This is a genomic window from Flexivirga caeni, assembly GCF_003724155.1.
Lineage (GTDB): Bacteria > Actinomycetota > Actinomycetes > Actinomycetales > Dermatophilaceae > Flexivirga > Flexivirga caeni.
In genome coordinates, this window is the sequence record NZ_RJJQ01000017.1 from 22,009 (window position 1) to 47,791 (window position 25,783).

26 protein-coding genes, 1 pseudogene and 2 riboswitches are annotated in these 25,783 nt (G+C 69.4%); of the genes and pseudogenes, 14 read left to right on the plus strand and 13 right to left on the minus strand.

The annotated features are described in order from the left end of the window. Positions 1-6: 6 nt before the first annotated feature. Positions 7-163: riboswitch (SAM riboswitch) on the minus strand. A gap of 53 nt (positions 164-216) precedes the next feature. The 3 genes from EFY87_RS14995 to EFY87_RS15005 form a co-directional block, all read right to left on the minus strand. Continuing rightward, positions 217-1,239: a DUF4192 domain-containing protein gene (locus tag EFY87_RS14995; RefSeq protein WP_123272301.1), complete on the minus strand. Its 1,023-nt coding sequence runs from the start codon at positions 1,237-1,239 to the stop codon at positions 217-219. A 108-nt stretch (positions 1,240-1,347) separates the two neighbouring features. Continuing rightward, entirely contained in the window at positions 1,348-1,716 is a 369-nt protein-coding gene (locus tag EFY87_RS15000; RefSeq protein ID WP_123272302.1) for a DUF1232 domain-containing protein, read from the minus strand. A 2-nt stretch (positions 1,717-1,718) separates the two neighbouring features. Then, complete coding sequence (locus EFY87_RS15005) at positions 1,719-2,426, minus strand: EcsC family protein (RefSeq protein ID WP_123272303.1); 708 nt, start codon at positions 2,424-2,426, stop codon at positions 1,719-1,721. An 81-nt stretch (positions 2,427-2,507) separates the two neighbouring features. On the opposite strand from EFY87_RS15005, the gene EFY87_RS15010 reads away from it, so the two are divergent. From EFY87_RS15010 to EFY87_RS15035, 6 genes are read left to right on the plus strand one after another with little or no spacing between them, the layout of a single operon-like run. After that, on the plus strand, positions 2,508-3,416 hold the full coding sequence (locus EFY87_RS15010; RefSeq protein ID WP_123272304.1) for a sulfurtransferase: 909 nt from the start codon (positions 2,508-2,510) through the stop codon (positions 3,414-3,416). Beyond that, positions 3,409-3,852 (plus strand): SufE family protein, encoded by a 444-nt coding sequence (locus EFY87_RS15015; protein ID WP_245988667.1) that lies wholly within the window; start codon positions 3,409-3,411, stop codon positions 3,850-3,852. The genes EFY87_RS15010 and EFY87_RS15015 overlap by 8 nt, the downstream gene beginning before the upstream one ends. 39 nt (positions 3,853-3,891) lie before the next feature. Beyond that, positions 3,892-5,292: a polyadenylate binding domain-containing protein gene (locus EFY87_RS20545; protein ID WP_181445498.1), complete on the plus strand. Its 1,401-nt coding sequence runs from the start codon at positions 3,892-3,894 to the stop codon at positions 5,290-5,292. Between the two features lie 21 nt (positions 5,293-5,313). Next, positions 5,314-6,963: a DNA polymerase gene (locus EFY87_RS15025; protein ID WP_123272305.1), complete on the plus strand. Its 1,650-nt coding sequence runs from the start codon at positions 5,314-5,316 to the stop codon at positions 6,961-6,963. Positions 6,964-6,992: 29 nt separating this feature from the next. Further along, positions 6,993-7,781 carry an SPFH domain-containing protein gene (locus tag EFY87_RS15030; RefSeq protein ID WP_245988668.1) on the plus strand — a complete coding sequence of 263 codons (789 nt, stop codon included), beginning with the start codon at positions 6,993-6,995 and terminating at the stop codon, positions 7,779-7,781. A 4-nt stretch (positions 7,782-7,785) separates the two neighbouring features. After that, on the plus strand, positions 7,786-8,010 hold the full coding sequence (locus EFY87_RS15035) for a type II toxin-antitoxin system antitoxin (RefSeq protein WP_123272307.1): 225 nt from the start codon (positions 7,786-7,788) through the stop codon (positions 8,008-8,010). A 9-nt stretch (positions 8,011-8,019) separates the two neighbouring features. Here EFY87_RS15035 and EFY87_RS15040 read toward each other — a convergent pair whose 3' ends face one another. From EFY87_RS15040 to EFY87_RS15055, 4 genes are all read right to left on the minus strand, one after another. Then, the gene (locus tag EFY87_RS15040) at positions 8,020-8,991 is read right to left on the minus strand and encodes a PAC2 family protein (protein ID WP_123272308.1); all 972 of its coding nucleotides are present in this window, start codon (positions 8,989-8,991) and stop codon (positions 8,020-8,022) included. A gap of 80 nt (positions 8,992-9,071) precedes the next feature. Beyond that, complete coding sequence (gene hrpA, locus EFY87_RS15045; protein ID WP_245988669.1) at positions 9,072-12,968, minus strand: ATP-dependent RNA helicase HrpA; 3,897 nt, start codon at positions 12,966-12,968, stop codon at positions 9,072-9,074. Positions 12,969-13,037: 69 nt separating this feature from the next. Continuing rightward, positions 13,038-13,952, minus strand: a complete 915-nt coding sequence (locus EFY87_RS15050) for a serine protein kinase RIO (protein WP_245988670.1) — start codon at positions 13,950-13,952, stop codon at positions 13,038-13,040. A gap of 218 nt (positions 13,953-14,170) precedes the next feature. Then, entirely contained in the window at positions 14,171-15,493 is a 1,323-nt protein-coding gene (locus EFY87_RS15055) for a bifunctional o-acetylhomoserine/o-acetylserine sulfhydrylase (protein WP_123272310.1), read from the minus strand. Between the two features lie 130 nt (positions 15,494-15,623). Then, a riboswitch (SAM riboswitch) is annotated at positions 15,624-15,740 on the minus strand. 106 nt (positions 15,741-15,846) lie between these two features. On the opposite strand from EFY87_RS15055, the gene EFY87_RS15060 reads away from it, so the two are divergent. The 7 genes and pseudogenes from EFY87_RS15060 to EFY87_RS15090 all read left to right on the plus strand — a co-directional run bounded on the left by EFY87_RS15060 (position 15,847) and on the right by EFY87_RS15090 (position 19,097). Further along, complete coding sequence (locus EFY87_RS15060; protein ID WP_123272311.1) at positions 15,847-16,119, plus strand: GNAT family N-acetyltransferase; 273 nt, start codon at positions 15,847-15,849, stop codon at positions 16,117-16,119. Between the two features lie 21 nt (positions 16,120-16,140). Further along, positions 16,141-16,398: pseudogene (locus EFY87_RS20370) on the plus strand (GNAT family N-acetyltransferase); the annotation flags it as partial. A gap of 58 nt (positions 16,399-16,456) precedes the next feature. Next, entirely contained in the window at positions 16,457-16,609 is a 153-nt protein-coding gene (locus tag EFY87_RS15070) for a ribbon-helix-helix domain-containing protein (RefSeq protein ID WP_123272313.1), read from the plus strand. Beyond that, positions 16,606-17,367 (plus strand): VOC family protein, encoded by a 762-nt coding sequence (locus tag EFY87_RS15075; RefSeq protein WP_123272314.1) that lies wholly within the window; start codon positions 16,606-16,608, stop codon positions 17,365-17,367. The genes EFY87_RS15070 and EFY87_RS15075 overlap by 4 nt, the downstream gene beginning before the upstream one ends. Further along, positions 17,364-18,311 carry an MFS transporter gene (locus EFY87_RS15080; protein ID WP_123272315.1) on the plus strand — a complete coding sequence of 316 codons (948 nt, stop codon included), beginning with the start codon at positions 17,364-17,366 and terminating at the stop codon, positions 18,309-18,311. The genes EFY87_RS15075 and EFY87_RS15080 overlap by 4 nt, the downstream gene beginning before the upstream one ends. Next, positions 18,305-18,574 (plus strand): hypothetical protein, encoded by a 270-nt coding sequence (locus tag EFY87_RS15085; protein WP_123272316.1) that lies wholly within the window; start codon positions 18,305-18,307, stop codon positions 18,572-18,574. Before EFY87_RS15080 ends, EFY87_RS15085 begins: the two co-directional genes overlap by 7 nt. A 52-nt stretch (positions 18,575-18,626) precedes the next feature. Beyond that, on the plus strand, positions 18,627-19,097 hold the full coding sequence (locus tag EFY87_RS15090) for an NUDIX hydrolase (protein ID WP_245988671.1): 471 nt from the start codon (positions 18,627-18,629) through the stop codon (positions 19,095-19,097). Here the strand turns inward: EFY87_RS15090 and EFY87_RS15095 are convergent. Both EFY87_RS15095 and EFY87_RS15100 read right to left on the minus strand, forming a co-directional pair. Next, positions 19,049-19,519, minus strand: coding sequence for a GNAT family N-acetyltransferase (locus EFY87_RS15095; protein ID WP_123272318.1), 471 nt, complete (start codon positions 19,517-19,519; stop codon positions 19,049-19,051). The genes EFY87_RS15090 and EFY87_RS15095 overlap by 49 nt on opposite strands. 27 nt (positions 19,520-19,546) lie before the next feature. Then, positions 19,547-19,960, minus strand: coding sequence for a VOC family protein (locus tag EFY87_RS15100; RefSeq protein WP_123272319.1), 414 nt, complete (start codon positions 19,958-19,960; stop codon positions 19,547-19,549). A gap of 136 nt (positions 19,961-20,096) precedes the next feature. On the opposite strand from EFY87_RS15100, the gene EFY87_RS15105 reads away from it, so the two are divergent. Further along, positions 20,097-21,620 (plus strand): HNH endonuclease signature motif containing protein, encoded by a 1,524-nt coding sequence (locus tag EFY87_RS15105; protein WP_123272320.1) that lies wholly within the window; start codon positions 20,097-20,099, stop codon positions 21,618-21,620. A 347-nt stretch (positions 21,621-21,967) separates the two neighbouring features. Here the strand turns inward: EFY87_RS15105 and EFY87_RS15110 are convergent, their stop codons facing one another. The 4 genes from EFY87_RS15110 to EFY87_RS15125 form a co-directional block, all read right to left on the minus strand. After that, complete coding sequence (locus EFY87_RS15110; protein WP_245988672.1) at positions 21,968-23,206, minus strand: DUF445 domain-containing protein; 1,239 nt, start codon at positions 23,204-23,206, stop codon at positions 21,968-21,970. Positions 23,207-23,219: 13 nt separating this feature from the next. Next, positions 23,220-23,942 (minus strand): DUF4352 domain-containing protein, encoded by a 723-nt coding sequence (locus tag EFY87_RS15115; protein WP_123272321.1) that lies wholly within the window; start codon positions 23,940-23,942, stop codon positions 23,220-23,222. A 63-nt stretch (positions 23,943-24,005) separates the two neighbouring features. After that, on the minus strand, positions 24,006-24,542 hold the full coding sequence (locus EFY87_RS15120; RefSeq protein WP_123272322.1) for a hypothetical protein: 537 nt from the start codon (positions 24,540-24,542) through the stop codon (positions 24,006-24,008). A 35-nt stretch (positions 24,543-24,577) separates the two neighbouring features. Further along, complete coding sequence (locus EFY87_RS15125; protein WP_158607663.1) at positions 24,578-25,777, minus strand: McrC family protein; 1,200 nt, start codon at positions 25,775-25,777, stop codon at positions 24,578-24,580. Between the last annotated feature and the right edge of the window lie 6 nt (positions 25,778-25,783).

Genomic DNA, 25,783 nt, shown 5'->3' on the forward strand with positions numbered 1-25,783 from the left:
CCGGCGGCCCCGCGCTTGCCGGCGCGCACGCTGCGGCCGGCCTTGTCTTCACCCGGGGCACCCCACCGCGGTGGAGGGTTGCCGCCCAGCCAGCCGGGGCTGTGTTCGCGTTGCTTCGCGTCGTGCGTGCGAAGGAGTCCGCGAACCGCTGGGACTCATGACAGGTATGACGGTAGCAAACCGAGGCGTCCGCGTCGAAGGGCTACGGCTGCTGTCTCATGCCGGACGCCCCTCGGGTCGCACCGGTCGTAGCCCGGCGGCGACGGCGGTGGCCATCAGCCTGGCGAGCCGGTAGCCCGGCTCCAGCCGCAGCGCGTGATCGAGTGCCATGGAGGCGATCACCCCGCTGCCGACCGTCCACGAGATGCCCGCCAGCAGCACGAGCACCGGCACGCTGCGCGCGGTCGGAATGCAGCCGATCCATTCCTCGAGACGGCCGGTCACGAGTTCGACCGGATCGGTGAACGGCTCGAGCTCCCGCAGCCGCACCGGCGGCAGCCCGAGATGGTGCGGATCCACCGGGCCGCTGACCGGCCCCAGCTCCCCGGACATGAAATCCGGCATCAGCCAGGACAGGATCTCGTCGCGGACCTGCACCGACGAGACGGCCACAGTCGCGCCCGCGAGCACCGTGACCGGCAGCGTGTGCACCGCGACGGTGTCCAGCAGCACTCTCGGCAGCACGAACGCGGTGCCCTCCCCGAGCCCCGGGCTGCTGCCGATGCACGCTTCCACTGCGGCAGCAACCTCGGGGTGCCGCAACTCGAAGCGGTGCTCGAGGTCCGACCTGTGTGCGACCGGCGCCACGCCGCGCAGGACGCGCTCGGCGACGGGCGCCACCCCCGCTGCGGGCGGCACCGGCGCCCACTCGCGAGGGCAGTTGCCGCAGCCACACTGCTCGGCCCGCCAGCACGCGCCGCTTCGGATGTCCACTAGGTGAGACACGTCGGCGCCGCAGACGCGCAGACGTGCCCGGAGCTCGCCGCAGAACAGTCGGCCGACCGGGCCGAAGTCGTCATAACACAACACGATGACATCGTCCGGGCTCGAGCGGCTCACCTTCTCGGCGATGCACCGCGCAGCGTCGGCAGCCTCGGTCGGCGGGGGCCGGTCCAGCCGGGCGATGACTCCGACCCGGCAGTCACACATCCCGACGAGAACCAGTCCGTCAGGGACGTAGCCAAGTGAGTAGGGGACGTAGGCAACAACGTCGCCGATGCCGTGCAGCGTGGGATTCATGCACTGCAGGCTCGCCCGAAACCGCGGGGCGGGACGAGACCGCCCGGACCCGCCGGTGTATAGCGCACGCGGCGCCGGACGGATGTGGATGAACGCCCGGCGGGCCGCTCAGGACAGCCGCTCGCCCTTGATGGTGTCGCGGCGGCGCTTCTCCCACGCCAGGAACTGCTCGGTGTCCGCCGCGAGGGCGGTGGCCAGCCAGGCCAGCACCACCGCGTCGTCGGCCAGTCCGATGACTCCCACGAGCGCCTCGGGCAGCAGGTCGACCGGCGACACGACATACGCGGCGGCACCTGCCAGCAACGCGAGATGGCCGGCGCTGACCCCGGTGTAGTCGCCCCGGGCGACGGCTTTCGACATCCGCGGCAGGCAGGCGATCCGGGTGGCGATCGGCGGCCCGCCCGGCTCGGCAACCTCCTGCAGCGCGGCGGAGATGCGCCGCATCGCCGCCCAGCGCACGTTCGGCAGTCGGACCATCGTCAGCGACCCCACGGCGCCCGCAGCAGGCGCTCGCTGGGCGGGAACTCCTCCCGCGCGATCCGGGCGATGCGCGACAGCAGAAAGGCGTCCAGACCAGCCCCGAGCACGCCACCGGCGACCGGGATGCCCTTGCCCAGCTTGGTGAACAGCTTGTTGCCCACCTCGGTGATCAGCCGGAAGCCGACCGCCTTGTTGACGACCATGACCGCCGGCGGCGGGAGCTGACTGCTCGCGAGGCTGGCCAGTCGCCCGGTGCTGACGACCCCCGCCTGCTTCAGCACGTCGTCGGCGTCGCCACCGACCAGCGCCAGGAGTATGGCGGTGCGCGTCCCGGGGTCGGCGAGATCGTAGCCGCGCACGTGCGCAATGGCCGCGACCATCCGGGTGTTGATGAGGTAGAAACCGGCCAGGTTCACTGGCAACGCGACGGCCATCGCGACGAAGCCGCCGAGGTTGGTGACGAAACCCGAACTCGCCGCCAGCCTGCGGTGCTGGGCGACGATCTTGTCGATGGCGCGCTCCGGGTCGAACGGCTGCGCGGCGAGCGCCGCCTCGGCGACCTCCCGGGCACTGTCGAATCCGGCCTTGCCGTCGATGCCGATCGCGATCAGCTTCTGCGCCAGGCTCAGCGCCGTGCCGCCGAGCGGGCCCTTGTCGAGACGGGCTGGCTCCTTGCCCTTGGCCTTGCTCTTCGTGGCACCGAACATTCCCCCATCCTGCCAGTCGTCGGCGTCCAGGGCGGCATACGCGCAGTTCGGCCGTGCATCCCGGGCGCGTAACGTGGCGTTATGCCCTACCCCACGGATCCGAGCCCTGAGCTGGCTGACTACGCGCACCCCGAGCGCCTCGTAACCACCGGCTGGCTGGCCGAGCACCTGGCGAGCGACCACCCGGGCCTGGTCGTCCTGGAGTCAGACGAGGACGTGCTGCTCTACGAGACCGGCCACATCCCCGGCGCCCTCAAGCTCGACTGGCACACCGATCTGAACGACCCGGTGACCCGGGACTTCGTCGATGGCGAGGCGTTCGCCCGGGTCATGTCCGAGCGCGGCATCGACCGCGACACGACGGTCGTCATCTATGGCGACAAGTCGAACTGGTGGGCGGCATACGCGCTCTGGGTGATGACGCTCTTCGGTCACCCAGACGTGCGGCTGCTGGACGGCGGGCGCTCCGCGTGGATGGCCGAGGACCGGCCGCTGACCCGTGAGGTGCCGAGTGCCGAGACCGCCCACTACCCGGTGATCGAGCGCGACGATGCGCCGGTCCGCGCGTTCAAGGACGATGTGCTCGCCCATCTCGGCGGCGCCCTGGTCGACGTGCGCTCCCCCGGTGAGTTCAGCGGCGAGTTGCTGCACATGCCCGACTACCCGCAGGAGGGATCCCTGCGTGGAGGCCACATCCCCGGCGCTCGTTCGGTGCCGTGGGCGCGCGCCGCGCGCGAGGACGGACGGTTCAAGAGCCGCGCCGACCTGGAGGCTCTCTACCAGGAGGACCAGGGGCTGGCCCCGAACGAGGACGTCATCGTCTACTGCCGCATCGGGGAGCGCTCCTCGCACACCTGGTTCGTACTCACCCACCTGCTCGGCTTCGACGAGGTGCGCAACTACGACGGCTCGTGGACCGAGTGGGGCAATGCGGTGCGGGTTCCGGTGGAGCAGGGAGCGCCGAGCGAGCACGGAGCGCCGAGTGAGTGACGTCCCGGCGCCGCTGGCCGAGCTGATCGACGATTTCGGCTCGGTGGGTCCGAAAGACCGCCTGCAGTTGCTGCTGGAACTGAGCGAGGAGTTGCCGGATCTGCCCGAGCGGTATGCCGACCACCCCGACCAGCTGGAGCAGGTCCACGAGTGCCAGTCGCCGCTGTTTCTCGCGGTGGAGATCGTGGACGACACGGTCCGGCTGTTCTTCAGCGCGCCGAAGGAGGCCCCGACGACGCGCGGTTTCGCGGGCATCCTGCACACCGGCCTGAACGGCCAGTCGCCGCAGGCGGTGCTCGACGTGCCGGACGACATCCCGTTCCGGTTCGGTCTGGCCGAGGCCGTGTCGCCGTTGCGGATGCGGGGAATGGTCGCGATGCTGTCTAGGATCAAACGGCAGATCCGTGTTTCGGCCGAAGGACGCGACGTCGGCTGAGCCTGCGACATTCCGGACGAATGGGTTAGGTTGCGCCATATGAACTCGAACAAGAAGCTCGTGGCCGGCTCGGCGGTTGTCGCCGTCGTGGGCCTGATCCTGCTGATCGTCGGCCTGCTCAGCGGTTCGAGCTTCAAGCCGACCGCGTTCAGCAGCGGCAGCACGATCTCGATGAGTGGCGGCTTCTCGGTCTACAGCAAGACCGCCGCCGACCGGACCGCAACGACCTGCCAGGTGGGCACCACCACGATGGGCCGGCCGACCAAGGACTTCTCGGTCACCTCCAGTGGCACCAAGTACTACGAGGTCGCCCGCAGCAGTTCGAGCAAGGGTGCGGTCACCTGCAACGGCGCCTCCGGCCAGCTGTATGCCGGCACCCGCGCCGACAAGCTCGGCGGTGGCTTCCACACCACGGGTCTCGTGCTCGGCGCCATCCTGCTGGTCATCGGCATCATCGGCGCGCTGCTGTTCCTCCTCCTCGGCAAGCGTGGCCCGAAGCCGGCAGCTGCCGGCGTACCGAGCGGCTACGGTCAGCAGACCGGCTACGGCCAGCCCCAGGGCCAGCAGCAGCCGTACGGTCAGCAGGGCCAGGGGTATGGCGCTCCGCCCGCCCAGGGTTACGGCCAGCAGCCGGCCGGGCAGGGCGGTTACGGCCAGCAGCCGGGTTACGGCCAGCCGCAACAGCAGCAGCCCTATGGTCAGCAGAGATACGGTCAGCAGCAGGGGTACGGCCAGCCGCAGGCACCGGCATACGGCCAGCAGGGCCAGCAGGGTCCGCAGACTCCGTCCTACGGGCAGCCCGCCGCTCCGGTCCAGGGTTATCAGGGCGGCTACGGGCAGCAAGCCCCGCCGCCGCAGCCCGGCTACGGCCAGCCCCAGAACTACGGCCAGAGCGGCCAGCCGGCATACGGCCAGCCCGCGCCGTCGCTGCCGAGCAGCCCGCAGGCGCCGCAGCAGAACATCTCCGATGCTCCGACCCAGGCCGTCTCGGCGGACCAGGTGAACGCGCAGCTGGGCCAGTCCCAGCCGCCCGCGCAGCAGCCCAGCGGCGGACACGGGCCGGACAGCTCCGAGGCACCGACGCAGACGGTGTCCAGCGACGATGTCAATCGTCTCTCCTACGGCCAGGCGTCCACCCCGGCCTACGAGCAACCGGGGTACCAGAGCAGCTCCCCGGCCCCGTCCTCCGGCGGTGGCCAGTCGACGCCGTCGTATGGCGGCGACCGCTCCGACGAACCGACCGAGGCGATCTCCGGACTGCCGTTCGCGACCGGCACCACGCCCGGTGACGGTGACGTGCACGCTCAGCCCACGACGGCCGTCCCGGCGGTCGACGACCAGCACGAGAACCCGTGGGTGCCACGGCACGGCAGTTCGCAGGGCAACGGCGAACAGAACAATGGCCAGCAAGACAACGATCAGCAGGGCAACCAGGGCTGACCCGGCACCACCGAGACGTCCATGCGCGATCCGCTCATCGCGGTGGCGGTGCAGGGCGACCGGGCCGCGTGCGCGGACGCCGGCGGGGTGTGCTTCGACGGCACCGTCACCGGCCTCGCCGCATTTGTCCGGTCCGCCGAGTCTGCCGGCAGTCCCGCCCCCCGCTGGGTCTGGTGGTCCGCCGGTGAGGCCGCGGTCCCTCTCGTGCGCGCCGGGCTGCACCTGCGCCGCTGCTGGGATCTAACCGAAGCACACCGTCTGCTGGTGGGCGGCTTCAGCGCGACCGCCGACGAGATCTGGGCGGTGAGTGCGCAGCTCGACCCGGACGGCCGTCCGGCGCCCGCGTCGGGCGACCTTTTCGACCTGACACCGGACGACTCCCTGACGACGACAGCCGGATATCTCAATCCTTCCTGCTTGCAATCGGATTGGCGCCTCCAGCACCTGCCCGACCTGGCGCGGCTCGCGCTCACCGCGGCCGGACGGCAGCGCGAGCTGCTCTCGGCTCGACCGCACGCCGCGAGCACGGCGACCAGTGAGTCGGGCGCGGCGCTGCTGTGCGTAGAGCTGGCCGGGCACGGCCTGCCGATCGACCGGCCGGTGCTGGAGGCCCTCATCACCGAGGTCGCGGGGCCGCGCCCGCGCGACGACGAAGACGCCGCGCGCATCCGCCAGGCCCGTGACGAGCTGGTGCTGCGGCACGTCCCGGGCCGGGCGACGACCGACCTGCGCAACCCCGCGCATGTGCGGGATCTGTTGCGGTCGTTGGGCGTTCAGGTGGACGACACCCGCGCGTGGCACCTGGAGCCCTATCGCGACGTGCACCCGGTCATCGGCGCGCTGCTCAACTGGCGCAAAGCCGAGCGCGTCGCGACCACCTACGGCTGGTCCTGGCTCGACGGATATGTCGGCAGCGACGATCGGTTGCGCGGTGCGTGGACGGCGTGCGACGGCGGCGCCGGCCGGATGACGGCCAGCGCGGGCTTGCACAGCCTGCCCACCCCCCTGCGGGAAGCCGTCGCCGCCGGAGCCGGGCACGTGCTGGTGCGCGCCGACCTCGGCCAGGTCGAACCCCGTGTGCTTGCAGTCGTTTCCGCCGATCCAGACTTCGCTGCGGCGACCGCCCAGGACGATCTCTATGCGACGGTGGCGCAGCAACTGCACCTCGACCGGCCTACCGCCAAGATCGCGGTGCTCGCCGCGATGTACGGCCAGACGTCCGGCCCGGCGGCCGATGCGCTGCAGCGGATGGAACGCACCTACCCACGCGCGTTGCGCTACCTGCGGGCCGCCGCGGAGCGGGGCGAACGCGGCGAGCCCGTGCTGACGTATGGCGGCCGGCTGGTCCGCAGTCGGCTGGCCGAGGACCAGGCGGGCCGCCGCGCGATGGGGCGGTTCACCCGCAATGCCGTCGTGCAGGGGGCCGCGGCCGAGTTCTTCAAGGCGTGGGCGCTCACCGTCCGCGACGCGGTGCGCCCCGTCGGCGGCCGGATCGTGCTCTGCCTGCACGACGAACTGCTGGTGCGTGCGCCCTCGGCATACGCGCAGGAGACGGCCGACGCGGTCCAGGGCGCGCTGCAGGATGCCGCGCGCCGCTGGACGGGCGGCGCGCCGGTGCGATTCGTCGCCGACCTGAAGATCGTGCAGCGCTGGTCGGAGGCCAAGGACTGAGCGGTCTCGGCCGCTAGTTCGTCGCGCTGGTGTTCCTCGTCGTCGGCGTCGTGCTGGTCATTGTCAGCACCCCGCCGGTCGGTGTGGTGCTGCTCGTGATCGGCGCGTTCCTGCTCACTCCCCTGGCGGTAATCCAGCCGGGCCAGACCAGGGTCGTGCAGTACTTCGGCCGGTATGCCGGGACGACGCGCCGCACGGGACTGGTCTGGGTGCTGCCGTTCAGCACCCGCCGCAATGTCTCGATCCGGGTCAACAACTTCGAGACCAACGCGCTGAAGGTCAACGACGCCGACGGCAACCCGGTGGAGATCGCGGCGATCGTCGTGTGGCAGGTGACCGACACCGCCCGGGCGACCTTCGCGGTCGAGTCCTACTTCGACTTCGTGCAAGTGCAGTCTGAGGCGGCGTTGCGGCACGTGGCGACCTCGCACCCCTACGACACCAACTTGCCCGACACGACCTCGCTGCGCGGCTCGACCGACCAGGTGTCCGCGGAACTTGCGCAGGAGGTCGCGGCGCGTGTCGTGGTGGCCGGCATCGAGATCCTCGAAGTGCGCATCAGCCACCTGGCCTATGCGCAGGAGATCGCCCAGGCGATGCTGCAACCCCAGCAGGCGGGTGCCGTCATCGCAGCGCGCGAGCGCATCGTCGAAGGCGCGGTCTCGATGGTCGAGATGGCGATCCAGCGGCTGGAGAACGAGTCGATCGTCGACCTCGATGAAGAACGCAAGGCGGCGATGGTGTCCAACCTGCTGGTGGTGCTGTGCGGCGACCAGCGCGCGACGCCCGTGGTCAACACGGGCACGCTCTACAACTGAGCACGTGCCCGACGAACCCGCCCGCCCCACGGGCCCCGACCGCAAGGCGGTGCTGCTGCGGCTGGATCCCGCGCTGCACGAAGCGCTGACCCGCTGGGCGGCCGACGAACTGCGCAGCACCAACGCCCAGGTGGAGTTGCTCATCCGGGAAGCGCTGCGGCGACACGGCTGGCTGCCGAAGGAAGCGCAGGCACCGCGGGGTCGCGGCCGGCCGCCCAAGGAACGGTGAAAACCGCTGCTACCGCAGGAAGTCCGGACCGTCCGAACCCTTGCTGGACTCATCGGAGTTGTCGTCCGGCGCCGGGGTGTCGTCGGCTGCCTGGAGGAATTTCTCCAGCTCGGCGCCGATCTCGTCCGCACTCGGCAGCTGGGCCATCTCGGTGGCGAGCAGGTTCTGCCGCTTGAGGCCTTCGGCGAAGGCGTCGTACTGCTCCTCCAAGCCGTGCACGACGTTACCCACCTCGTCGCTCTCGGCGACCTGCTTGTCGATCTCGGCCCGGTTGAGCCCCGCGATCGCCGCCAGCTCCTGCACGGGTATGTCGAGACCGGTCAGGCCGATGATCGCGCGCAGGGCTGCGACAGATGCATCGCCGAAGTCCATCTGCGCCAGGTAGTGCGGCACGTGCACGGCGAAACCGACTGTGTCGACGCCGGATTCGCCGAGTCGCAGGTGCATCAGGCTGTCCAGCGAACCGGGGATCTGAATCGCGCCGAAGAGCGGTTCGTTCTCCGGGATGAGCGAGGGGTTGCTCGCGAACTTCGTCATACCGACCGGGCGGGTGTGCGGGACGCCCATCGGGATGCCCTGCGCGCTGACAACGAGCTGCACGCCGAGGCGGCGGATCAGCTGCCGGGTCGCCTCGATCATCCGCTCCCACTGGTAGTCGGGCTCGGGACCGGCCAGCAGGTAGAACGGGGTGCCCTCGGCATCGCGCATGCGATAGAGCAGCAGCGCCGGGTCCGCATAGTCGGTGAAACGGTCGCGATCGAAGGTCATGACGGGGCGGCGGCCGCGGTAGTCGAGCAACTGGTCGATGTCGAAGGACGCGACCACGGTGTGCTCGAGCGTGCCGAGCAGGTGCCCGGTCAGCAGCTGCTGGGTGTTGCCGGCGTCGATGAGCCCGCCGAGCGACACCACCAGCGTGTGCGCGCCGAGCGCGCTGGCGTGGGTGTCGGTCTCGAGCTGGTAGAGCTCTCGGGGGTCCTGCACGGCATACTCCTGGGATCGGGGTCTTCGTGTCGTTGAACGCCCTGGGACGCCGCGGGATTCCCTGGCTCGGGATCCGCTGCTCAGCGCGCGATCGCGTCCTCGACGGCGTCCATCGCCTTGAATATCCGCTTGGCCGAGACGGAGCGCGGCGTGCCGAGCCGCTGCGCGAAGAGACTGACCCGCAATTCCTCGATCTGCCAGCGCAGGTCGACGACGTCGGCGTCGGTATGGCGCGCGCGGGGCAGTCCCGCGAGCACCTTGCGGCGCTCCTCCTCCACGACCGCCACTTCGTCGGCACGCTGCCTGTCGCGCGTCGGATCAGCGGGTGCCTTGTCGATGCGCTCCAGCATCGCACGCAGGTAGCGGTCCAGGTCGCGCAGCCGGCCGGCGCCGGTCTCGGCGACGAAACCAGGATGAATGAGCGCGGCCAGTTGGGACTCCAGATCCGCGCGCAGCTGCGCCAGTGACTGCTGGGTCATCGCATCCAGCGCCAGCCGCACTTCGCGGGCGTGGTCGAGCACGGGCGCGAGATTCTCGACGACGGCAACGACCCGCGGGGCAAGTTGCTGCCGCACGACCCGTAACGCTTCGTCGAACTGCGCCGTGTCGCGCACGGTGCCGTCCGGCAGGTCGCGGGTGACGATGTCGTCGACAGCGGCGGCGAGCACGTCGTCCATCAGCGCCGGCATGCTGCCGTGCGGGTTATTGCCGAGCGCGAGGCGCTGGCGAGTGGTGAACAGCCCCTCGATGCGCTTCCACGGGACGTCGACGTTCAGCAGGATCAGCCGCCGGATGCCGAGCCGGGTCTCGTGCGCCTGCTCGGATGCCGTCGGCAGCACTTCCAGCGACACGGTGTCGCCGTGGTCGACCAGCGCCGGGAAGCCCTGAACGGTCCGCCTTCCGTGGCGTTGCTCATAGCTCGCCGGCAGCGTGCCCAGGTCGCCCCAGCCGGTCAGCCCGGTCCGCTCGATGCCGGCCGCTGCGCGCGCGACCGCGCCGCGCACCTTGCCAGCAAGCTGCTCCTGCAACGCTTCCAGGTCCTTGCCCTCAGCCAGCTTCCGGCCGCGCGAGTCCTCGACGCGGAACGTGATGCGCAGATGGTCCGGCACGCGCGGCCAGTCCCACTCCCCCGGCGATATGCCGATGCCGGTCTGCCCGCGCAGCAGCACGCCGAGTTCCTCGGTGATCGGCCCGGCAGCCGGGTCCAGTTGCGGCAGCACCCGGCGCGCGTAGTCCGGCGCGGGGACGAAATTGCGCCGGGTCGCCTTGGGCAGCGAGCGGATCAGGGCCGTGACGAGTTCCTCGCGCAGGCCGGGCACCAGCCAGTCGAAACCGTCCGGTGTCACCTGGTTGAGCTGGTCGAGCGGCAGGTGCACCGTGACACCGTCCGCGTCGGCGCCCGGCTCGAACTGATAGGTCAGCCGCAGCCGCAGGTCGCCCTGCCGCCACGTCTTCGGGTAGTCCGCCGCGTCGACCGTGTCGGCCTCGTCGCGCAGCAGGACGTCTTCGGTGAGGGTCAGGCGCTTCGGGTCGGACCGGCCAGCGGTCTTCCACCAGGAGTCGAAATGCGCTGCGGACACAACGGATTCGGGGATGCGCGAATCATAGAAATCGAAGAGCTCCTCATCGCCCACGAGCAGGTCACGCCGGCGGGCGCGAGCCTCCAGGTCGGCGATGCGAGCGACCAATTGCCGGTTGTCCCGGAAGAACGCGTGCCGCGTCTCCCAGTCGCCTTCGACGAGCGCGTTGCGGATGAACAGCTCCCGGCACAACTCGGGATCGACCGCGGCGTAGGAGACCTGCCGGCCCGCGACGAGCGGCACGCCATACAGGGTGACCCGCTCGGCGGCCAGCACGGCGCCTCGCTTGCGGGACCAATGTGGTTCTGCGTATTGACGTTTCACCAGGTGGTCGCCGAGGCGCTCCGCCCAGGCGGGGTCGATCCGGGCGTTGGTGCGCGCCCACAACCGGGTCGTCTCGACCAGCTCGGCGGACATGAGGTAGTCCGGCTGCCGCCGGAAGAGCGTCGACCCCGGCTGGATCGAGAATCGCGCGCCGCGCGACCCCAGGTAGTCACGCTTGTCGGGGTCGCGCAGCCCGATCTGGGAGAGGAGACCCGCGAGCAGCGCCTGGTGGATGGCGTCCTCGCCGGCTGGGTTGTCGCTCGCCGTCAAGCCCTGCTGCCGCGCGATCTGCTTCAGCTGCGCGAGCAGGTCCTGCCATTCGCGGATGCGCAGGTAGTGCAGGTATTCGCGCTTGCACATGCGCCGGAACGCACTGCTGGACAACGACTTCCGCTGTTCCTTGAGATGGCGCCAGAGGTTCAGGTAGGTCAGGAAATCGCTGGTCTCATGCTTGAAGCGGGCGTGCGCCTGGTCCGCTTGGGCCTGGGCTTCGGCGGGCCGCTCACGCGGGTCCTGGATCGACAGCGCCGCGACGATGACCAGCACCTCACGCAGCGAGCCGTTCTCAGCAGCGGCGACCAGCATGCGCGCCATCCGCGGGTCGACAGGCAGTGCTGCGAGTGCCCGGCCAGTCCTGGTCAGCGTGCGCCGGTGGTGCGTCCCACGGTCCTCGACCGCACCCAGCTCCTGTAGCAGCCGCACACCGTCGGTGACCTGGCGCGGATCCGGCGGCTCGATGAACGGGAACCGGCCGACATCACCGAGCCCGAGCGAGGTCATCTGCAAGATCACCGAGGCCAGGTTGGTGCGCAGGATCTCCGGCTCGGTGAAGTCGGGCCGGGCGTCGAAGTCGGCCTCGGCGTAGAGCCGGATGCACACGCCGTCGGCGAGCCGGCCGCAGCGGCCGGATCGCTGGCGCGCCGACGCCTTCGAGATGGGCTCGATCGGCAGCCGCTGCACCTTGGTGCGCTGGCTGAAGCGGGAGATGCGGGCGGTGCCCGTGTCGACGACATACCGGATGCCGGGGACGGTCAGCGAGGTCTCGGCGACGTTGGTGGCCAGGATGACCCGCCGCCGCGTCGAGCGACTGAAGACGCGGTGCTGCTCGGCCGCGGACAGCCGGGCATAGAGCGGCAGAATCTCCGTCGCCGGCAGCTGCAGCGCCGTCAATGCGTCTGCGGCGTCACGGATTTCGCGCTCCCCCGAGCAGAAGACGAGCACATCCTGCGGACCACCGTCGCCTCTCGACTCGGTCCACAACTCCGTGACCGCATCGGCGATGCCGGTCACCTGGTCGACGTCCACCTCCTGCTCGCCCTCGGTGCGCACCAGCGGCCGGTAGCGCACCTCGACCGGGTAGGTGCGCCCGGACACCTCGATCACCGGCACCGGCGGGTGGCCGTCGATGCTGAAGTGGTCGGCGAACCGCTGGGGATCGATCGTGGCGGAGGTGATGACCACCTTCAGGTCCGGTCGGCGAGGCAGCAGCTGCCGTAAGTAGCCCAGGATGAAGTCGATGTTGAGCGAGCGCTCGTGCGCTTCGTCGATGATGATCGTGTCGTAGCGGCGCAGGTCCCGGTCGCGCTGCAGCTCCGAGAGCAGCACCCCGTCGGTCATCACCTTCACCAGTGAGTCCTTGGTGCTGTGATCGGCGAATCGCACCTGATAGCCGATGGTTTCACCGAGCGTGACGTCGAGTTCCTCGGCGATGCGCTCGGCGACCGAGCGCGCGGCGATCCGCCGCGGCTGGGTGTGACCGATCATGCCGTCGAGGCCCCGGCCGAGCTCGAGCAGGATCTTGGGCAGCTGCGTCGTCTTGCCCGAGCCGGTCTCTCCGGCGATCACGACGACCTGGTGATCGCGGATCGCGGCGGCGATCTCGTCCCTGGCGGCGCTGACCGGCAGTTGCGGCGGATAGCTGATCGGCGGGACGAGCGAGCGCCGGTGCTCGCGCCGAGCGGCCAGCTGCTCCGCGGTCTCCGGAGGCCGGCGTCCGCCCGCGGGTGTGCGGCCCCGCCCGCGTCGGCCACGGGACCGGCGAGCTGCGGACGCGGTCGGGTCAGGAGAAGTCATGGTGATCCCGGCCATTGTCGCAAACGGCAGCACGGCTCGTCGCACGAGTTTCCGCCGTCGGCATACGGCTCAGAGCGCCCGGGCGACCACCTCGCCGAAGAGCTCCTCCCCGTCGACATCCAGCCCGCGGGCACGGAACCAGGTCGCGACGTTCAGGCAGTCGCGCTGGAGCATGTCCATGCCATGCGGGTTGCCAAACAGATCCACCGTCTGCGGCAGGTCGATCAGCACCAGCTGCTCGCCGGCGACGAGGAGGTTGTATGCCGACAGGTCGCCGTGCACGCAGCTCAGCCCGGCGAGCCCGGCAATCGCGTCGGACAACTGAATCCACAACGATTGCAACAAATCCGGATCCGGGCGGGTGGCCGCCAGGCGCGGCGCCGGCATACCTTCGGCATCCGTCACGAGTTCCATCAGGATCTCGGTGCCGTCGATCTGCACCGGATAGGGGACCGGCAGGCCGGCCCGATGGAACCGCACCAGCGACTCCCACTCGGCCCGCGCCCACATGCCCGCTGCGGCCGACTTGCCGAAGCTGGTCCCCTTGGCCATGGCGCGCGCCTCCCGGCCGCCCTTCCGGGGCAGCTTGCGGCCGTCGGTGTAGTCGGTCGTGCGATGGAACGAGCGGTGCGCGCTGTCGCGATATCGCTTGGCGGCCAGCACCACCGCGCGCTCGTCCAGCGGCGCGGCCCGCTCCAGCAGGAAGACGTCGGCCTCCTTGCCGGTCTTGAGCACGCCGAGCTCGGTGTCGATCGCGGCGTCGTCGGTGATGATCCAGTCCGGCCAGGGCTGCGGCCCACGGCTCAGCGGCTCACAGGAACCCCAGGTGGACCAGCGCTGGCCGGGTTCGAGATCACCGACCTGCCGGTAGTCGAAAACGAAGCGGCGGTCGGGTGATTCGGTGGCAAACGCGCCCGCCATACGGCTCGTGCCGCTCTCGTGGGCGAATTCAGCGGAGGAGGGTGTCTCCGGGTGGTGCGTCATACGGGTGACTCCGATCGAGGAAGTGCATGGAAACGGGCATGCTGACCCAGACTTCGGCCATGACAGCCTCCTTTCGATCGGTCGGCGGACCTGCCGCTGACAGCGTGACAACACGGGCGCACAGTGGCGCGGACGTCACTGTGCCGGGTGGTGCGAGACCCCGTCAACCGAATTTCTCTGATCGAGAGGACCCGAACGGGTCCGCGCCTCAGACCGCGTCAGACCTTCGCCGCGGCGAACCCCTGCTCGAGGTCGGCGATGATGTCGTCGATGTGCTCGATGCCCACCGACAGGCGCACCAGGCCGGGTGTCACGCCCGCGGCTAGGCGGTCCTCGTCCGGACCCTGCGAGTGGGTGGTCGACGCCGGGTGGATCGCCAGCGACCGCACGTCGCCGATGTTCGCGACGTGCGAGTGCAGCGTCAGCGCCTCGACGAACTTCTTGCCCGCCTCGACACCGCCCTGGATCTCGAACGCCAGCACCGCGCCGGAGCCGAGCGGCGTGTATTTCTGCGCCAGCTCGAAGTATTCGCTGCCCGGCAGCGACGCCCACGCCACCGACTCGACCTGGTCGTGTGCCTGCAGCCACTCGGCGCCCTTGCGCGCGTTCGCGACGTGCCGCTCGATCCGCAGGCTGAGGGTCTCGATGCCCTGCTCGATCAGGAACGCGTTGAACGGCGAGATCGCCGCGCCGAGGTCACGCAGCAACTGCACCCGTGCCTTGAGGATGAAGGACAGGTTCGCGCCGAGCGGGCTGCCGACGCCGAGGTCACGCGCGTAAACCAGTCCGTGGTAGGCCTCCTCCGGCGTGTTGAAGCCGGGGAACTTCTCCGGCTCCTTGCCGAAATCGAAGTTGCCGCTGTCGACGATGACACCGCCGATCGAGGTGCCGTGGCCACCGAGATACTTCGTCGCGGAATGCACGACGATGTCGGCGCCGTGCTCGATCGGGCGCAACAGGTATGGCGTCGCCACCGTGTTGTCGACGATCAGCGGCACGCCGTGCGCATGCGCGATGCCCGCAACTGTCTCGATGTCGAGGATCTCCTGCTTGGGGTTGGCGATCGTCTCGGCGAAGACCAGCTTGGTGTTCGGCTGGAACGCCGCCTCCCAGCTCGCCGGGTCACTGGTGTCCGCGACGAAGGTGGCCTGGATGCCGAGCTTGGGCAGCGTGTGCTTCAGCAGATTGAACGTCCCGCCATACAGGCTCGGGCTGGCGACAATGTGGTCGCCGGCCTCGGCGATGTTGAGGAACGCGAGCGTCTCGGCGGCTTGGCCGGACGCTACGAGGAGAGCGCCGACGCCACCTTCGAGGCTGGCGATCCGCTGCTCCACGACGTCCGTGGTCGGGTTCATCAGACGGGTGTAGATGTTGCCGAATTCCTTGAGCCCGAAGAGGTTTGCGGCATGCTCAGTGTCCCGGAACTGGTATGACGTGGTCTGGTAGATCGGCAGCGCCAGCGACCCTGTCGTCGGGTCAGCGCTCTGGCCGGCATGAATCTGCCGGGTCTCGAAGGACCAGTTGGGGGTTGCGTCGCTCATGCCGACCGCCTCGTCCCTCGGCGCTCGGCAATCGCCCTGTGCTTGTTGGATCGCTCGCTCATCATGACCTTCCGTGCTCGAATCGCCGGCGACGGCTGTTGCCGCCTCGGCGGCGGACCCACGTTCGTGATGCCCGCGCTTGCCGCGCGGCGATCTGCACCGCTGGCCTGGTCCTCACCCGGGGCACCCCACCGCGGAGGAGGGTTGCCGGTCAGCGAGCCGGGGCTTGGCGCTGACGCTCATGACCTGGTCGGAAGGATACCGTCCCGGCGTCGCACATCCATAATCATCTCTAACTATGGACGCGTCGCTGCGTTATGTATAGCGGGCGCGCATCCGGTCGGAGTGTCGCCGTGGCCCGGCACAATGACCAGACGTCCGATCCTGCGCGCGGCATCGAGCGGCTCACTGTGGTCCGGGCCGCTGATGTCGCCGAGCTGACCGACCTGCTTGGCGCTCTGGTGCGCGCTGACGCCGCCCTCGGCTGGACGGCGCCGCCGAGCGCATCGGACCTGCGCGGCTTGCTCGAGTCCCTGGTGGCTACGGGCCCGGCAGATGCGTGCGTGGTGGTTGCCCGGCACACCGGTGCGGTGGCCGGATTCGGCTACTGGCGGCGCCATGCGTGACCGACTCACCGGCCGCATGCGGATCTCGAAAAGCTCGCGGTTGCAGCGCCTTTCGCTGGTCTGGGAGTCGGCCGCGCCATACTGCGCGAACTCGTCGCAGCCGCGCGCGAAGCGGGCGTCGAGCAATTGACGCTCGACTTTCGGGGTGACAACGAGCGCGCTGAGCGGCTCTACCTGTCCGAGGGGTTCCGGGAGTACGGCCTGCTGCGGGGTTTCGTCGCACCCGATGCCGGCCGGCGACTGGACATGGTGCTGCACGTGCAGGACCTGCGCGGATAACGAGCACTCGCCATACCCGGCGGTTGACGGATCCACGAGCGCGTTTTAGGTTGCTAGCATGACAGCAAGCGAGAAGCAGCAGTTCAACGTCTATCTGCCACCCGACCTGATTCGCGAGGTCAAGCACCGCGCGATCGACGACGGCCTCAGCCTCTCGGCGCTCGTCGAGCAGGCGCTGCGCACCTACCTCGACCCAGGAGCCGACAAGTGACTCTCTTCGTGCAACCCATCCGCTTCACCGACAACGTGGACACTATGGCGAAATTCCTTGCGGCGCTCGGTCTTTCGGTCAGTCTTACCAGCGACAAAGGAGGCTGGACGGTGCTCGCCGGCGCCACCGGCACGGTCGCGCTGCACAGCGCGGCCGACGCCACGTCCGAGGCGAAACCGGGCTCGACCAGCCTCTCCTTCGAGGAGACCGCGCTGGACGAGCTCGCGCGGCGGCTCGTCGCCACCGGCTTCGGCGACGCGGGTCACCCCGGCGAATCGATGGTGTATGACGAGGCCTACGGCCGCGCCATCAGCATCACGCTCGGCGGCGAAGAGCTGGTCGTCAACGGTCAGTCGGACGATCTCTACGGCTACACCAGCACCGGCGTGGAGCCCGGGGTGGGCGACCTGCGAGTTAGCCCGATCCGGTTCGTCGACGACCAAGGGCCCGACCGGCGGCTGCTGGAGGCGCTCGGCTTCCGGGTGGTCGGCAAGGCGAGCGAGCACTTCACCGGACTCGCTCTTCCCGGAGTCGGCGGATCGGTTGGCTTGCACCCCACGAGCGACGAAGCTCGCGTCATACCGGGGCCGTTTGCGGTGCAGCTATCCTTCGAGACGGCCACTCCCCTGGCCGAAGTCATCGAGCGGGTGACCGCTGTCGGGACTGCTGCGACCCTGCACGAGTCCCCGTGGGGCGACCACGTGTCGATCACCGACCCGGACGGCCAGCCGGTCCTGGTGCACGCCGCGCCGGCGTGAGCGCATCGGCCGATATACGGCTCACCGGTCGCGCTGCCACCGTGCTGGGGGCGAGCATTGTGCTGCTGGAATTCATGGCGGCGGTCACCACGTTCGTTGCCTCCACCGTCCTGCCGGTCGTCGTCGGCTCCGTGCACGCGAGCGATCGGGTGGGGCTGCTTGTGAGCGGCAGCGCCATCGGCTTGTTCTTGGCGATGCCCGTGGCGGATCAGCTGATCGGTGCTCTCGGGACCGCGGTGGCACTGCTAGCCGGCGTCGCACTTGTGATCGCAGGCGGCATTACCTCCGCGGTCGCGGCTGATCCATGGACATTTGCCGGCGGTCGGTTGGTGGCAGGCTTTGCAGGCGGGCTGCTCGCGGTCTTCGGAGTCGGCGCCGCCGTGCGCCACTTGGATGACGCCATCCGCCGCACGGTCGTGGCCATCTCGTCGGCGATGTGGATCCTGCCCGGCCTGGTAGCCCCACCACTGATCGTGGCGGCGGAGCACCTCATCGGCTGGCGCTGGACGCTGCTGTTGCCGGTGCCGTTCGTCGTCCTGGTGCAGGTCGTCATCTTCCACGTCGTGCCGCAGCGCCCGCGCAACGCCGCCGGCCGATTTCGACCGGTGACCCTGCTCGTGCCCGCAGGGGTGGCCGGCTTCCTCACCGCCGGCACGGGGCTCATCGGCCTGCTCTGCCTGCTGGTCGCCTGCGCCGGCTTCCGGTCGCTGATCCCCCCGGGCACACCGACCGATATGGCACATCGCTCGCGGTCGCCGGGGTCGTGCTCGGGTCGGCCTCGGCGGCCTGGGGAGCCGCGAGTGTGGCGACGGCGCGAATTCCGTTGCTGGGCAATATTTCCCCCGGTCTGGCGATCCCGGTCGTGTCCGTCTGCACCGGCGCGACCGGCATCGGTGCAGCAGCGGGATTGCCATGGCAGTTCGGTGCGCTGTGCTGGGTGGTGACAGGCGTCGGTGTCGGCATCTTCTATCCATCGACCTACCTGGTCGCCAGCAAGCCGGTCGACGGCTTCACCGAGGAACGCGCCGCCGCGGCCACCATCTCCACCGAGTCGTTCGGGAGCCTGCTGGGTGGCGCAGTCGGGGGTGTCTTGGTCAGCGGCAACGGCACCAGTCGATTCCTTGTGGCCTATCTGCTGCTCGCGGGCGCGCTCGCGCTGTCGGCGGTAGCCGCACACCGCGCCGTGATGACAGGAGTAGCCGGCTGACCCCAGCCGGGCCACAGCTCCGATGTCGGCGGCCCCTGCTTCGATATCCCCTGTGAATGCGGTGGTCGCCGACGTCGTGCTGGGCGCACTTGTCGAAGAGGGCCGGGTCCTCCTCGTGCACCGCAGTCCCCACAAGCGAGCCCACCCGGACGTCTGGGATCTGCCCGGTGGCTGCGTCGAGGACGGCGAGTCGGAAGTCGACACGCTGGAGCGGGAGCTTCGTGAAGAACTCGGCGTACGCATCAGCCGTGACGCGGTGTCGCACCTCTATCGGCTGACTGCCGGACCGGCGGATGAGCCCGCGCTGGTGAGCGCCTGGATGGTCAGTCGCTGGCAGGGAGTGCCGGCGAACATCGCGCCCGACGAACACGTCGGCATCGGCTGGTTCGCACTCGACGACTTGCCCTCACCCGCCCACCCGGTCATGCGCAACGCACTGCTGAACGCTCTCCGGGGCACCGCGGCTGACCCCAGCTACAACCGCTCCAGGCCGCGACTCAGCGTGACGTCTTCGCGTCGATAGCCGAGGTCGTCATACAGGCGCAGCGCGGCGACGTTGGCGGCGCCGGTTGACAACCGGACCCGGGCCAATCCCCTTGCTGCAGCCCAGCGTTCGGCTGCGCGAACGAGTGCGCTGCCCACGCCCCGCCCTTCGCGATCCGGGTGTACGACGAGCTCGCCGATATAGGCGTCGGTCTCGCCGGACCAGTGCCGGTCCTCGCCAACCGACACGAATCCGGCGACGCGGGCGTCTTCGACGGCGACCAGGACCGTGGCATCCGCCGCCCCGCTCGCGGCGTGCTCGACGGCAGCCGACACCCATCCGCGCACTGCGCGAAGGACCAATTCCGGCGGGCGCCACTCGGCGACCCCGACGGTCAATCGGTCCGCAAGCGCGAGGATCTCGCCGCGGTCGTCCGGCTCAATCGGTCGTATGACGAACATCCTCCGAGCCTGGCAGAACTGCCGCGCCTAACGCACCAGCAGACAGAACGGGTGCCCGGCGGGGTCGGCGAGCACGTAGAGCGGCTCGTCGTCGTCCTGCGACCGATCGTGGAGCAGGCGAGCACCGAGTTGCTCCGCGCGGTCACGATGCCGATGCAGTTCCTCGACCGTGGCCACCGAGAAGTCCAGGTGCATCTGCATGGGGACCGCCTCCGACGGCCAGGTCGGCGCCGTCGTGTCCGCCTTCGCTTGGATCGCCATCACCCGCCGGCCGTCGTCGTCGACCAGGACGAGCCAGTCCGCGTCGTCGGGAGCGGCATCACCGGCAGCCGGTTCGTCGCCGGGCCGGTATCGCACACCGAGTAACCGCCGATAGAACTCCGCGAGCCCACGGCAGTCGCGGGCGTCGATGGCGGTATGCATGAGGACCGGGTACGTCATACACCGAGCCTGGCAGCCCGGAGCACGTGGGTAAATGGCCGGGCAGGTCGAGCGACGGAGCGGCCCCCCTCGGCTTCGAGGCCACTGATCTTTCACTGTGAGCTGCCTTGTCAGTGGTCGATGATTAGCTGTACGCATGATCGAAGAACAGGTGGTGGTGCCCTCCGTGGCAGCCGTCGGCAGCAGCGGCTGGGAGACCTCCGCCCGCGATCACGCCATGTCCGCAGCCCGCGACGAGTTGGCACTGATCAGTGCCCAACTCAACGACGGTCACACGCGACTGGTCGCGCTGATGCGCCGAGTGCTCGCCGAGGAACTCTGGTGCGGCGCCGGGTTTCGCTCCCCGGAGCAATGGCTCACGGCGTACGCCGGGCTCACCTGGTCCAGCGCACACGACATCGTTCGCATCGCGCAGCGCGCGCCCGACCTGCCCACCATGCAACGCCTGCTCGACGACGGACGGCTGACGCTCGGCCAGGCCGCCGTCGTCGCCAAATACACTCCCGCAGCGTATGACGCGGACGTCGCGCAGTTCGCGTCATACACGACCGTGACGCAGCTGCGACGTGCGCTCTGCCGCTACGAATTCAACGCCGACAAGGTGGGCGCAACCGTGGACACACCTGTCGAGCAGAGCGCTGTGCTGCCCGGCGATGCCGCCGCCGACGAGGAGCTGGTGGAGCTCGCGACCGACAGTGCCGTCGGGCGCGCACCGGACTCCTTCGACCCGGCCACAGCCGCACCGCGGCTCGACATGCGTTATGCCGCAGGGCGATTCGTGCTGTCGTATGACGCGCCCGCCGACATCGGCGCGCTGGTCGAGCAGGCACTGCTGGAAGCCAAGGACACCCTGTTCCGTCTGACCACGCCGGACTCCGACTCCGACGCCCGTCCTGCAGCTGGCACCTGCGGGATCGGCACGGTCGACGCAGCAAAGTCGCACAAGGGCGCGTCGTTCGGCGAAGCAATGGGGCTGCTGGCCCAGCGTTCCCTCGGCACCGGCGCGCCGATCGGACATTCCCGAGCCAGTCGCTACCGCGTCTACCTGCACCTGGACACCTCTGGCAGCGGCTGGTTGAACAAGCGGGGCGCGCTGCCGCCGGCCCTGCGGGCCAGGATTCTCTGCGACGGAGCCATCCGGCCGGTCTGGGAGACCGAGGGAAAACCGGTCAGCGTCGGCCGCACCCAGCGCATCGTGCCGCATCGGACCCGGCACCTGCTGGAAGACCGCGACCGCGGCTGTCGCTATCCCGGCTGCCTCGCCATGCATCATCTGGAATGCCATCACCTCGACCACTGGATCGACGGCGGACAGACCGACGCCGACCGGCTCATCATGCTGTGCCCCTTCCATCACGACGAGCACCATCGGGGTGCGTTCGTCATGGTCGGCGACCCGAGCCGGCCGGACGGAGTTGTCTTCACTGCACGGGACGGCACACCAATACGACCGGAGTTCCGACCTTACGAACCGACACCTCCCAGAACGCCAGACGCCTCGAATCACGCTGGCGTTCGGGAGAATCCAGAGAGAACGAAGCTGCCGTTCGCGCCATACCAGGGGCCGACGAACGACAAGCTCCACCTCGCGCTGGTGCAATTCGACCCGCGACCGGCGAACGCACCACCCCGCACCTGCCCGGACACATCCTCCGCATGACCGGTTCCCCGGGCGCTGCGCCAGCGCGCCAGATCGCCGACGCCGCGCCAGGCGCGCCTCGCGGAGGGGTATACCGCACGCACTCCCCCTTCAACGCGTCACGGGAACGAGGCCCGGCCAGTCACCGCAACACGCCACGTCCGGGTGCCCGTAGTAGCCCAGCCGTGGAGGACCAGACTCGGAACCAGGCACAGAACCAGAGCCAGAGACAGGCGTCACCTGGCCGACGCACTCAATCGGCACGACTCAGGCCAGGTCCGCGCTTACGACCGCGAGACCACATGCCGTGACCCTGCGCAGGTAGCCCGTCTCGACACAGCGCGACCGCCGTCCCGCGGCCCGACGCGTCAGAGGAACTGGGCGAGCGTATGGATTATCAGCCCGACCAGACCGCCGACGACGGTGCCGTTGATCCGGATGAACTGCAGGTCGCGGCCGACGTGCAGTTCGATGCGCTTGGACGCCTCGTCGCCGTCCCAGCGCTCGATCGTCTGGGAGATGACCGTCGAGATCTCCCTCCCGTATGTCGTCACCACGTGACCTGCCACCTCCCCGAGTCGCCGATCCATGCTCGCCCGCAGCTCGTCGTCGGCCACGATCCGAGAGCCGAAATCGCTGAGCCCACGCGAGATTCGCGCGCGCAGCTCGCTCTCCGGATCATCCAGGGACTCCACGACCACACGTTTGAGCGATTGCCACATGCCCACCAGCGAGGTCGCCACCGACGGATGGGACAGCACCCGGATCTTGAGTTCCTCGGTGCGCTGCATCGTCGCCGGGTCGTTCTGCAGGTTGTCGGCGAGCTTGGCGAGCAGATTGTCGACCGCTTTGCGCATGTCGTGGTCCGGGTTATCGCGCACGTCGGCCAGCCAGCGCACCAACTCGACGTGCAGCCGGGCAGTCACCGTATCGTCCAGCCACTTCGGCGACCACCACGGTGCACGCGCGCCGAGGATCGAGGTGACCGCCTGCTCGTTGTCGCGCACCCAGCCGTGCAACTCGCGCACGACCAGGTCGACGACCTGCCGGTGCGAGCCGTCCTCCACGATGCCCTCCAGCAAGTGGCCGAGCATCGGCGAGACCGGCTCCTTGGCCAGCCGCGGCAGCATCACCCGGCGCAGGAAATCCCCGACCTCGGCGTCACTGATCGACTCAATCCCCTTCGCCAGCGCGGGAGCCGACTGCGTCACCACCCGGTCGGCGTTCTCCGGCTCGGAGAGCCACCGCCCCACGCGCATCGGCACCTGGGCGGTGGCCAGCCGCTGCTGCACGTTCTCCGCGGTGAGGAAGTTGTCGGTGACGAAATCCTCGAGACTGTGCCCGATGCTGTCTTTGCGCTCCGGGATGATCGCCGTGTGCGGCACCTTCAGCCCGAGCGGATGCCGGAACAGCGCCGTGACCGCGAACCAGTCGGCGACCGCGCCGACCATCGCCGCCTCGGCCGCCGCGTTGACATACCCCCACAGGCCGCCGTGCCCGTGCGTCACCACGAAGATGACCGCCGCGATCGCCAGCAGCGACGTCGCGATGAGCCGCATCCGGCGCAGTCGGCTGCGGCGCTCCAGATCCGCCGGGCTGAGCGTCATACGCTCCACGTAGTCACTTCGTCCAGGCAATCTGTGCGTGGGCTCCGGTGGTCATGCCGTTCAGGTACAGCAGCGTGTACTTGGTGTAGTCCTGGCCGATCGGCACATCGAACACGAGCGTCCCGGTGTAGGTCTTCGAGGTGCCGCTCAGGCTCGCGATGTTGAACTGCTCTTGCGTCGGCACCGCGCCGCTCAAGCTGTCGGAGTCGCACACATTGCCTTTCGCATCACGCAGCGTGAAGTCGGTGCTGCCCAAGATGACGGTGTTTCCCGACTGGTAGGTCGCCGTCACCTTGATCAGTAGGTACTGCTGGCCGGCCGGCGGGCCGAGCAGGTCGTTCGCCGGCGGCTTCTTGGCGACCGGACTCGCAGGCGTCACCCGCGCCGTGCCGCCATACGCCTGCGTGAAGGCCAGCGGCTTACCCCAGGCCGCCTTCTTGGTGCTCGGTGCGACCGCCGCAGGCGTCCCGAAACCGTTGGGGTCGGTGCACATCGTGCGCGAGTCGCCGCCTCCGGACGTCGCCGGCGCCGTCGCGACAGTGGGAACCCCGCTGCTGGTCGAGGGTGTGGACGCAACGGTCGGCACACTACTTTGCGTGCTGGTCGCCGACGGGTGGGTGCTGGAGGCCGGCGGAGCCGCGACTCCCGGCGCGCCGTTGCTGCAGCCCGCGACAGCGCCGACGGCGAGCACGACCGGCACGACACTGAAGGTGATCCTGCGCAAAGTGGTGGACATGTCGGGTCGTACCTTTCTCGATGGACGTCACCGGCGGGCCGCCGGTGCCACGAAGCCGCCGGCTCAGGCTACGCGCACAATCCAGATCTCCGGCCTGCCGGAGGCGTTTTCGCCCTTGACGAACTCACGCGCGCCCTCGCCGACAGGGATCCCCTGGTGGGTTGCCGCCTGGCTGATCGCCGTCGCGATCCGGTCCCAGACGGCAGCCCCCTGCGGGAACCCCATCTCCCAGGTCATCGCCTCCACTCCGACGACCGTCCGGTCCGGCAGCAGCAGCGCCCGGATGCGCGGGTAGGAACCGTCGATCTGAATGACGACGGCGCCCTGCTCGGGGTGAATGTCGGTGACCCGGTCGTCTGACGACGCGACATGCGTGATGAGTTCCCCCGCCCGCTGCGGGTCGGCGCCGAGGGTCAGGGTGCGTCCCATCATCGCCAGGTGCTTGGTCGCAGGTTTGGCCGCGATCGCGCGACCGAAGTTGCCCTCGATCGCCCGGTCTCGGACCTGCTGGTGGGCTCCGGAGACCTTGGACTTCATGAAATACCAGAGAAAGGAGCCGACGATGATGACCGCGAGCACCAGGACGAGTTTGGCGAGCACGGATCCAGTATGCCGACAGCGATGCCCGGATCGGGTCAGCGGACCGCGACGGGCCGCGGATAGGACACGACTCGCACCAATTCGGCGAGCGTGTCCAGTGATCCCGCCAGGCGGGCGGCCGGAACATTGAGCCGCAACGGCACGCACAGCAACCGGGTCCCGATGCTGCGCACGACCACCTCGGGCGCCGGCGGTGCGTCGGCGCCCGCATAGATCAGCAGGCCGGCCTCCAGGCCGAGCGCCGACGCGTAGGCCAGCAGCGGGTAGAAGTCGGACCCGTCGTGCCGACCACCGGCCAGGTGATACGTGACGTTGCCAACGAGCACCGGCCGCTGATCGCGGCGCAGCAGCAGGTCGGGTGTGAAGTGCCATTGCTCCTGAACGTCGAGCGCATACTGCGGACGCTCCTCCAGGCTGACTTCCGGCCAGAGCCGGCTCGCCAGCTCGACGGTGATCCAGCGCCGGAACAGGTCGTCCAGGTCGACCATGAAGGCGTGCGCGGTCTCATCGCCGTCGAGATGGCGGATCGTGATGCCGTCCAAGGCTTTTCGTGCCAGCTCCAGGGCCGGAGCGTAGTGCTCGTTGAGCCGGGTGATCGGTAGTTCCGCACGATGCTCGTCGGGGCTGGTCGCACGCACGCCCTCGAAGCGCTGCACTAGGCGCAGGCCGTCGCGACGTACCAGCGGCGGCAGGTTGGGCCAGCTGAGCACCTGCCGGACCGCGCACAACAGCAGCCGGTTCTCCTCGATGTCGGGCGTGAACTCGTCATACCGGCAGGGCGGCGTCGCGGCGTTCCACGGCCGGATCGCGATCTGGTCGACCAGCAGCCGTCCGCGGATGACGCTGGTGTCTTCTTCGATCGTGACGTAACCGTGTAGCAGGCCGCGGCGCGTCGCGGCATCGATCGCGCGCACCAGGAAGGCGGCCACGCCGTCGACCAGTTCGCTGTCGCCATCCCAGCCCACGGTGCCGCCGCCCCACACGTCCGGCGGCAGGCCCGCGGAGAACATCGTGAAGAGGTTCTCCATCGGGGCGCGCGGCTCGACCCGGATTGTGCAGCCCGGCACGACGAGCGCACCGACCCAGGACCCGGTGCGCAGGATCACCTTCTGCGGGTCGGCCGTGGCGACGACGGTGATCTTGTCGGCGGCCGCTTCGAGCAGCGCGGACCGGGCGGCTGCCGGCAGCCGGAGCGGCGCGCTCTCACTGTGCTCCCGCAGCTGTATGGCGGTCATCGCGGC

Coding starts and splice junctions, on each gene's coding strand:
- hrpA (WP_245988669.1), bottom strand. CDS start 12,968: ATGACTTCTCCTGACCCGACCGCGTCCGCAGCTCGCCGGTCCCGTGGC.
- EFY87_RS15005 (WP_123272303.1), bottom strand. CDS start 2,426: ATGTTCGGTGCCACGAAGAGCAAGGCCAAGGGCAAGGAGCCAGCCCGT.
- EFY87_RS15110 (WP_245988672.1), bottom strand. CDS start 23,206: ATGACGCTCAGCCCGGCGGATCTGGAGCGCCGCAGCCGACTGCGCCGG.
- EFY87_RS14995 (WP_123272301.1), bottom strand. CDS start 1,239: ATGAATCCCACGCTGCACGGCATCGGCGACGTTGTTGCCTACGTCCCC.
- EFY87_RS15055 (WP_123272310.1), bottom strand. CDS start 15,493: ATGAGCGACGCAACCCCCAACTGGTCCTTCGAGACCCGGCAGATTCAT.
- EFY87_RS20545 (WP_181445498.1), top strand. CDS start 3,892: ATGAACTCGAACAAGAAGCTCGTGGCCGGCTCGGCGGTTGTCGCCGTC.
- EFY87_RS15050 (WP_245988670.1), bottom strand. CDS start 13,952: ATGACGCACCACCCGGAGACACCCTCCTCCGCTGAATTCGCCCACGAG.
- EFY87_RS15125 (WP_158607663.1), bottom strand. CDS start 25,777: ATGACCGCCATACAGCTGCGGGAGCACAGTGAGAGCGCGCCGCTCCGG.
- EFY87_RS15000 (WP_123272302.1), bottom strand. CDS start 1,716: ATGGTCCGACTGCCGAACGTGCGCTGGGCGGCGATGCGGCGCATCTCC.
- EFY87_RS15105 (WP_123272320.1), top strand. CDS start 20,097: ATGATCGAAGAACAGGTGGTGGTGCCCTCCGTGGCAGCCGTCGGCAGC.
- EFY87_RS15010 (WP_123272304.1), top strand. CDS start 2,508: ATGCCCTACCCCACGGATCCGAGCCCTGAGCTGGCTGACTACGCGCAC.
- EFY87_RS15100 (WP_123272319.1), bottom strand. CDS start 19,960: ATGACGTACCCGGTCCTCATGCATACCGCCATCGACGCCCGCGACTGC.
- EFY87_RS15070 (WP_123272313.1), top strand. CDS start 16,457: ATGACAGCAAGCGAGAAGCAGCAGTTCAACGTCTATCTGCCACCCGAC.
- EFY87_RS15095 (WP_123272318.1), bottom strand. CDS start 19,519: ATGTTCGTCATACGACCGATTGAGCCGGACGACCGCGGCGAGATCCTC.
- EFY87_RS15115 (WP_123272321.1), bottom strand. CDS start 23,942: ATGTCCACCACTTTGCGCAGGATCACCTTCAGTGTCGTGCCGGTCGTG.
- EFY87_RS15025 (WP_123272305.1), top strand. CDS start 5,314: ATGCGCGATCCGCTCATCGCGGTGGCGGTGCAGGGCGACCGGGCCGCG.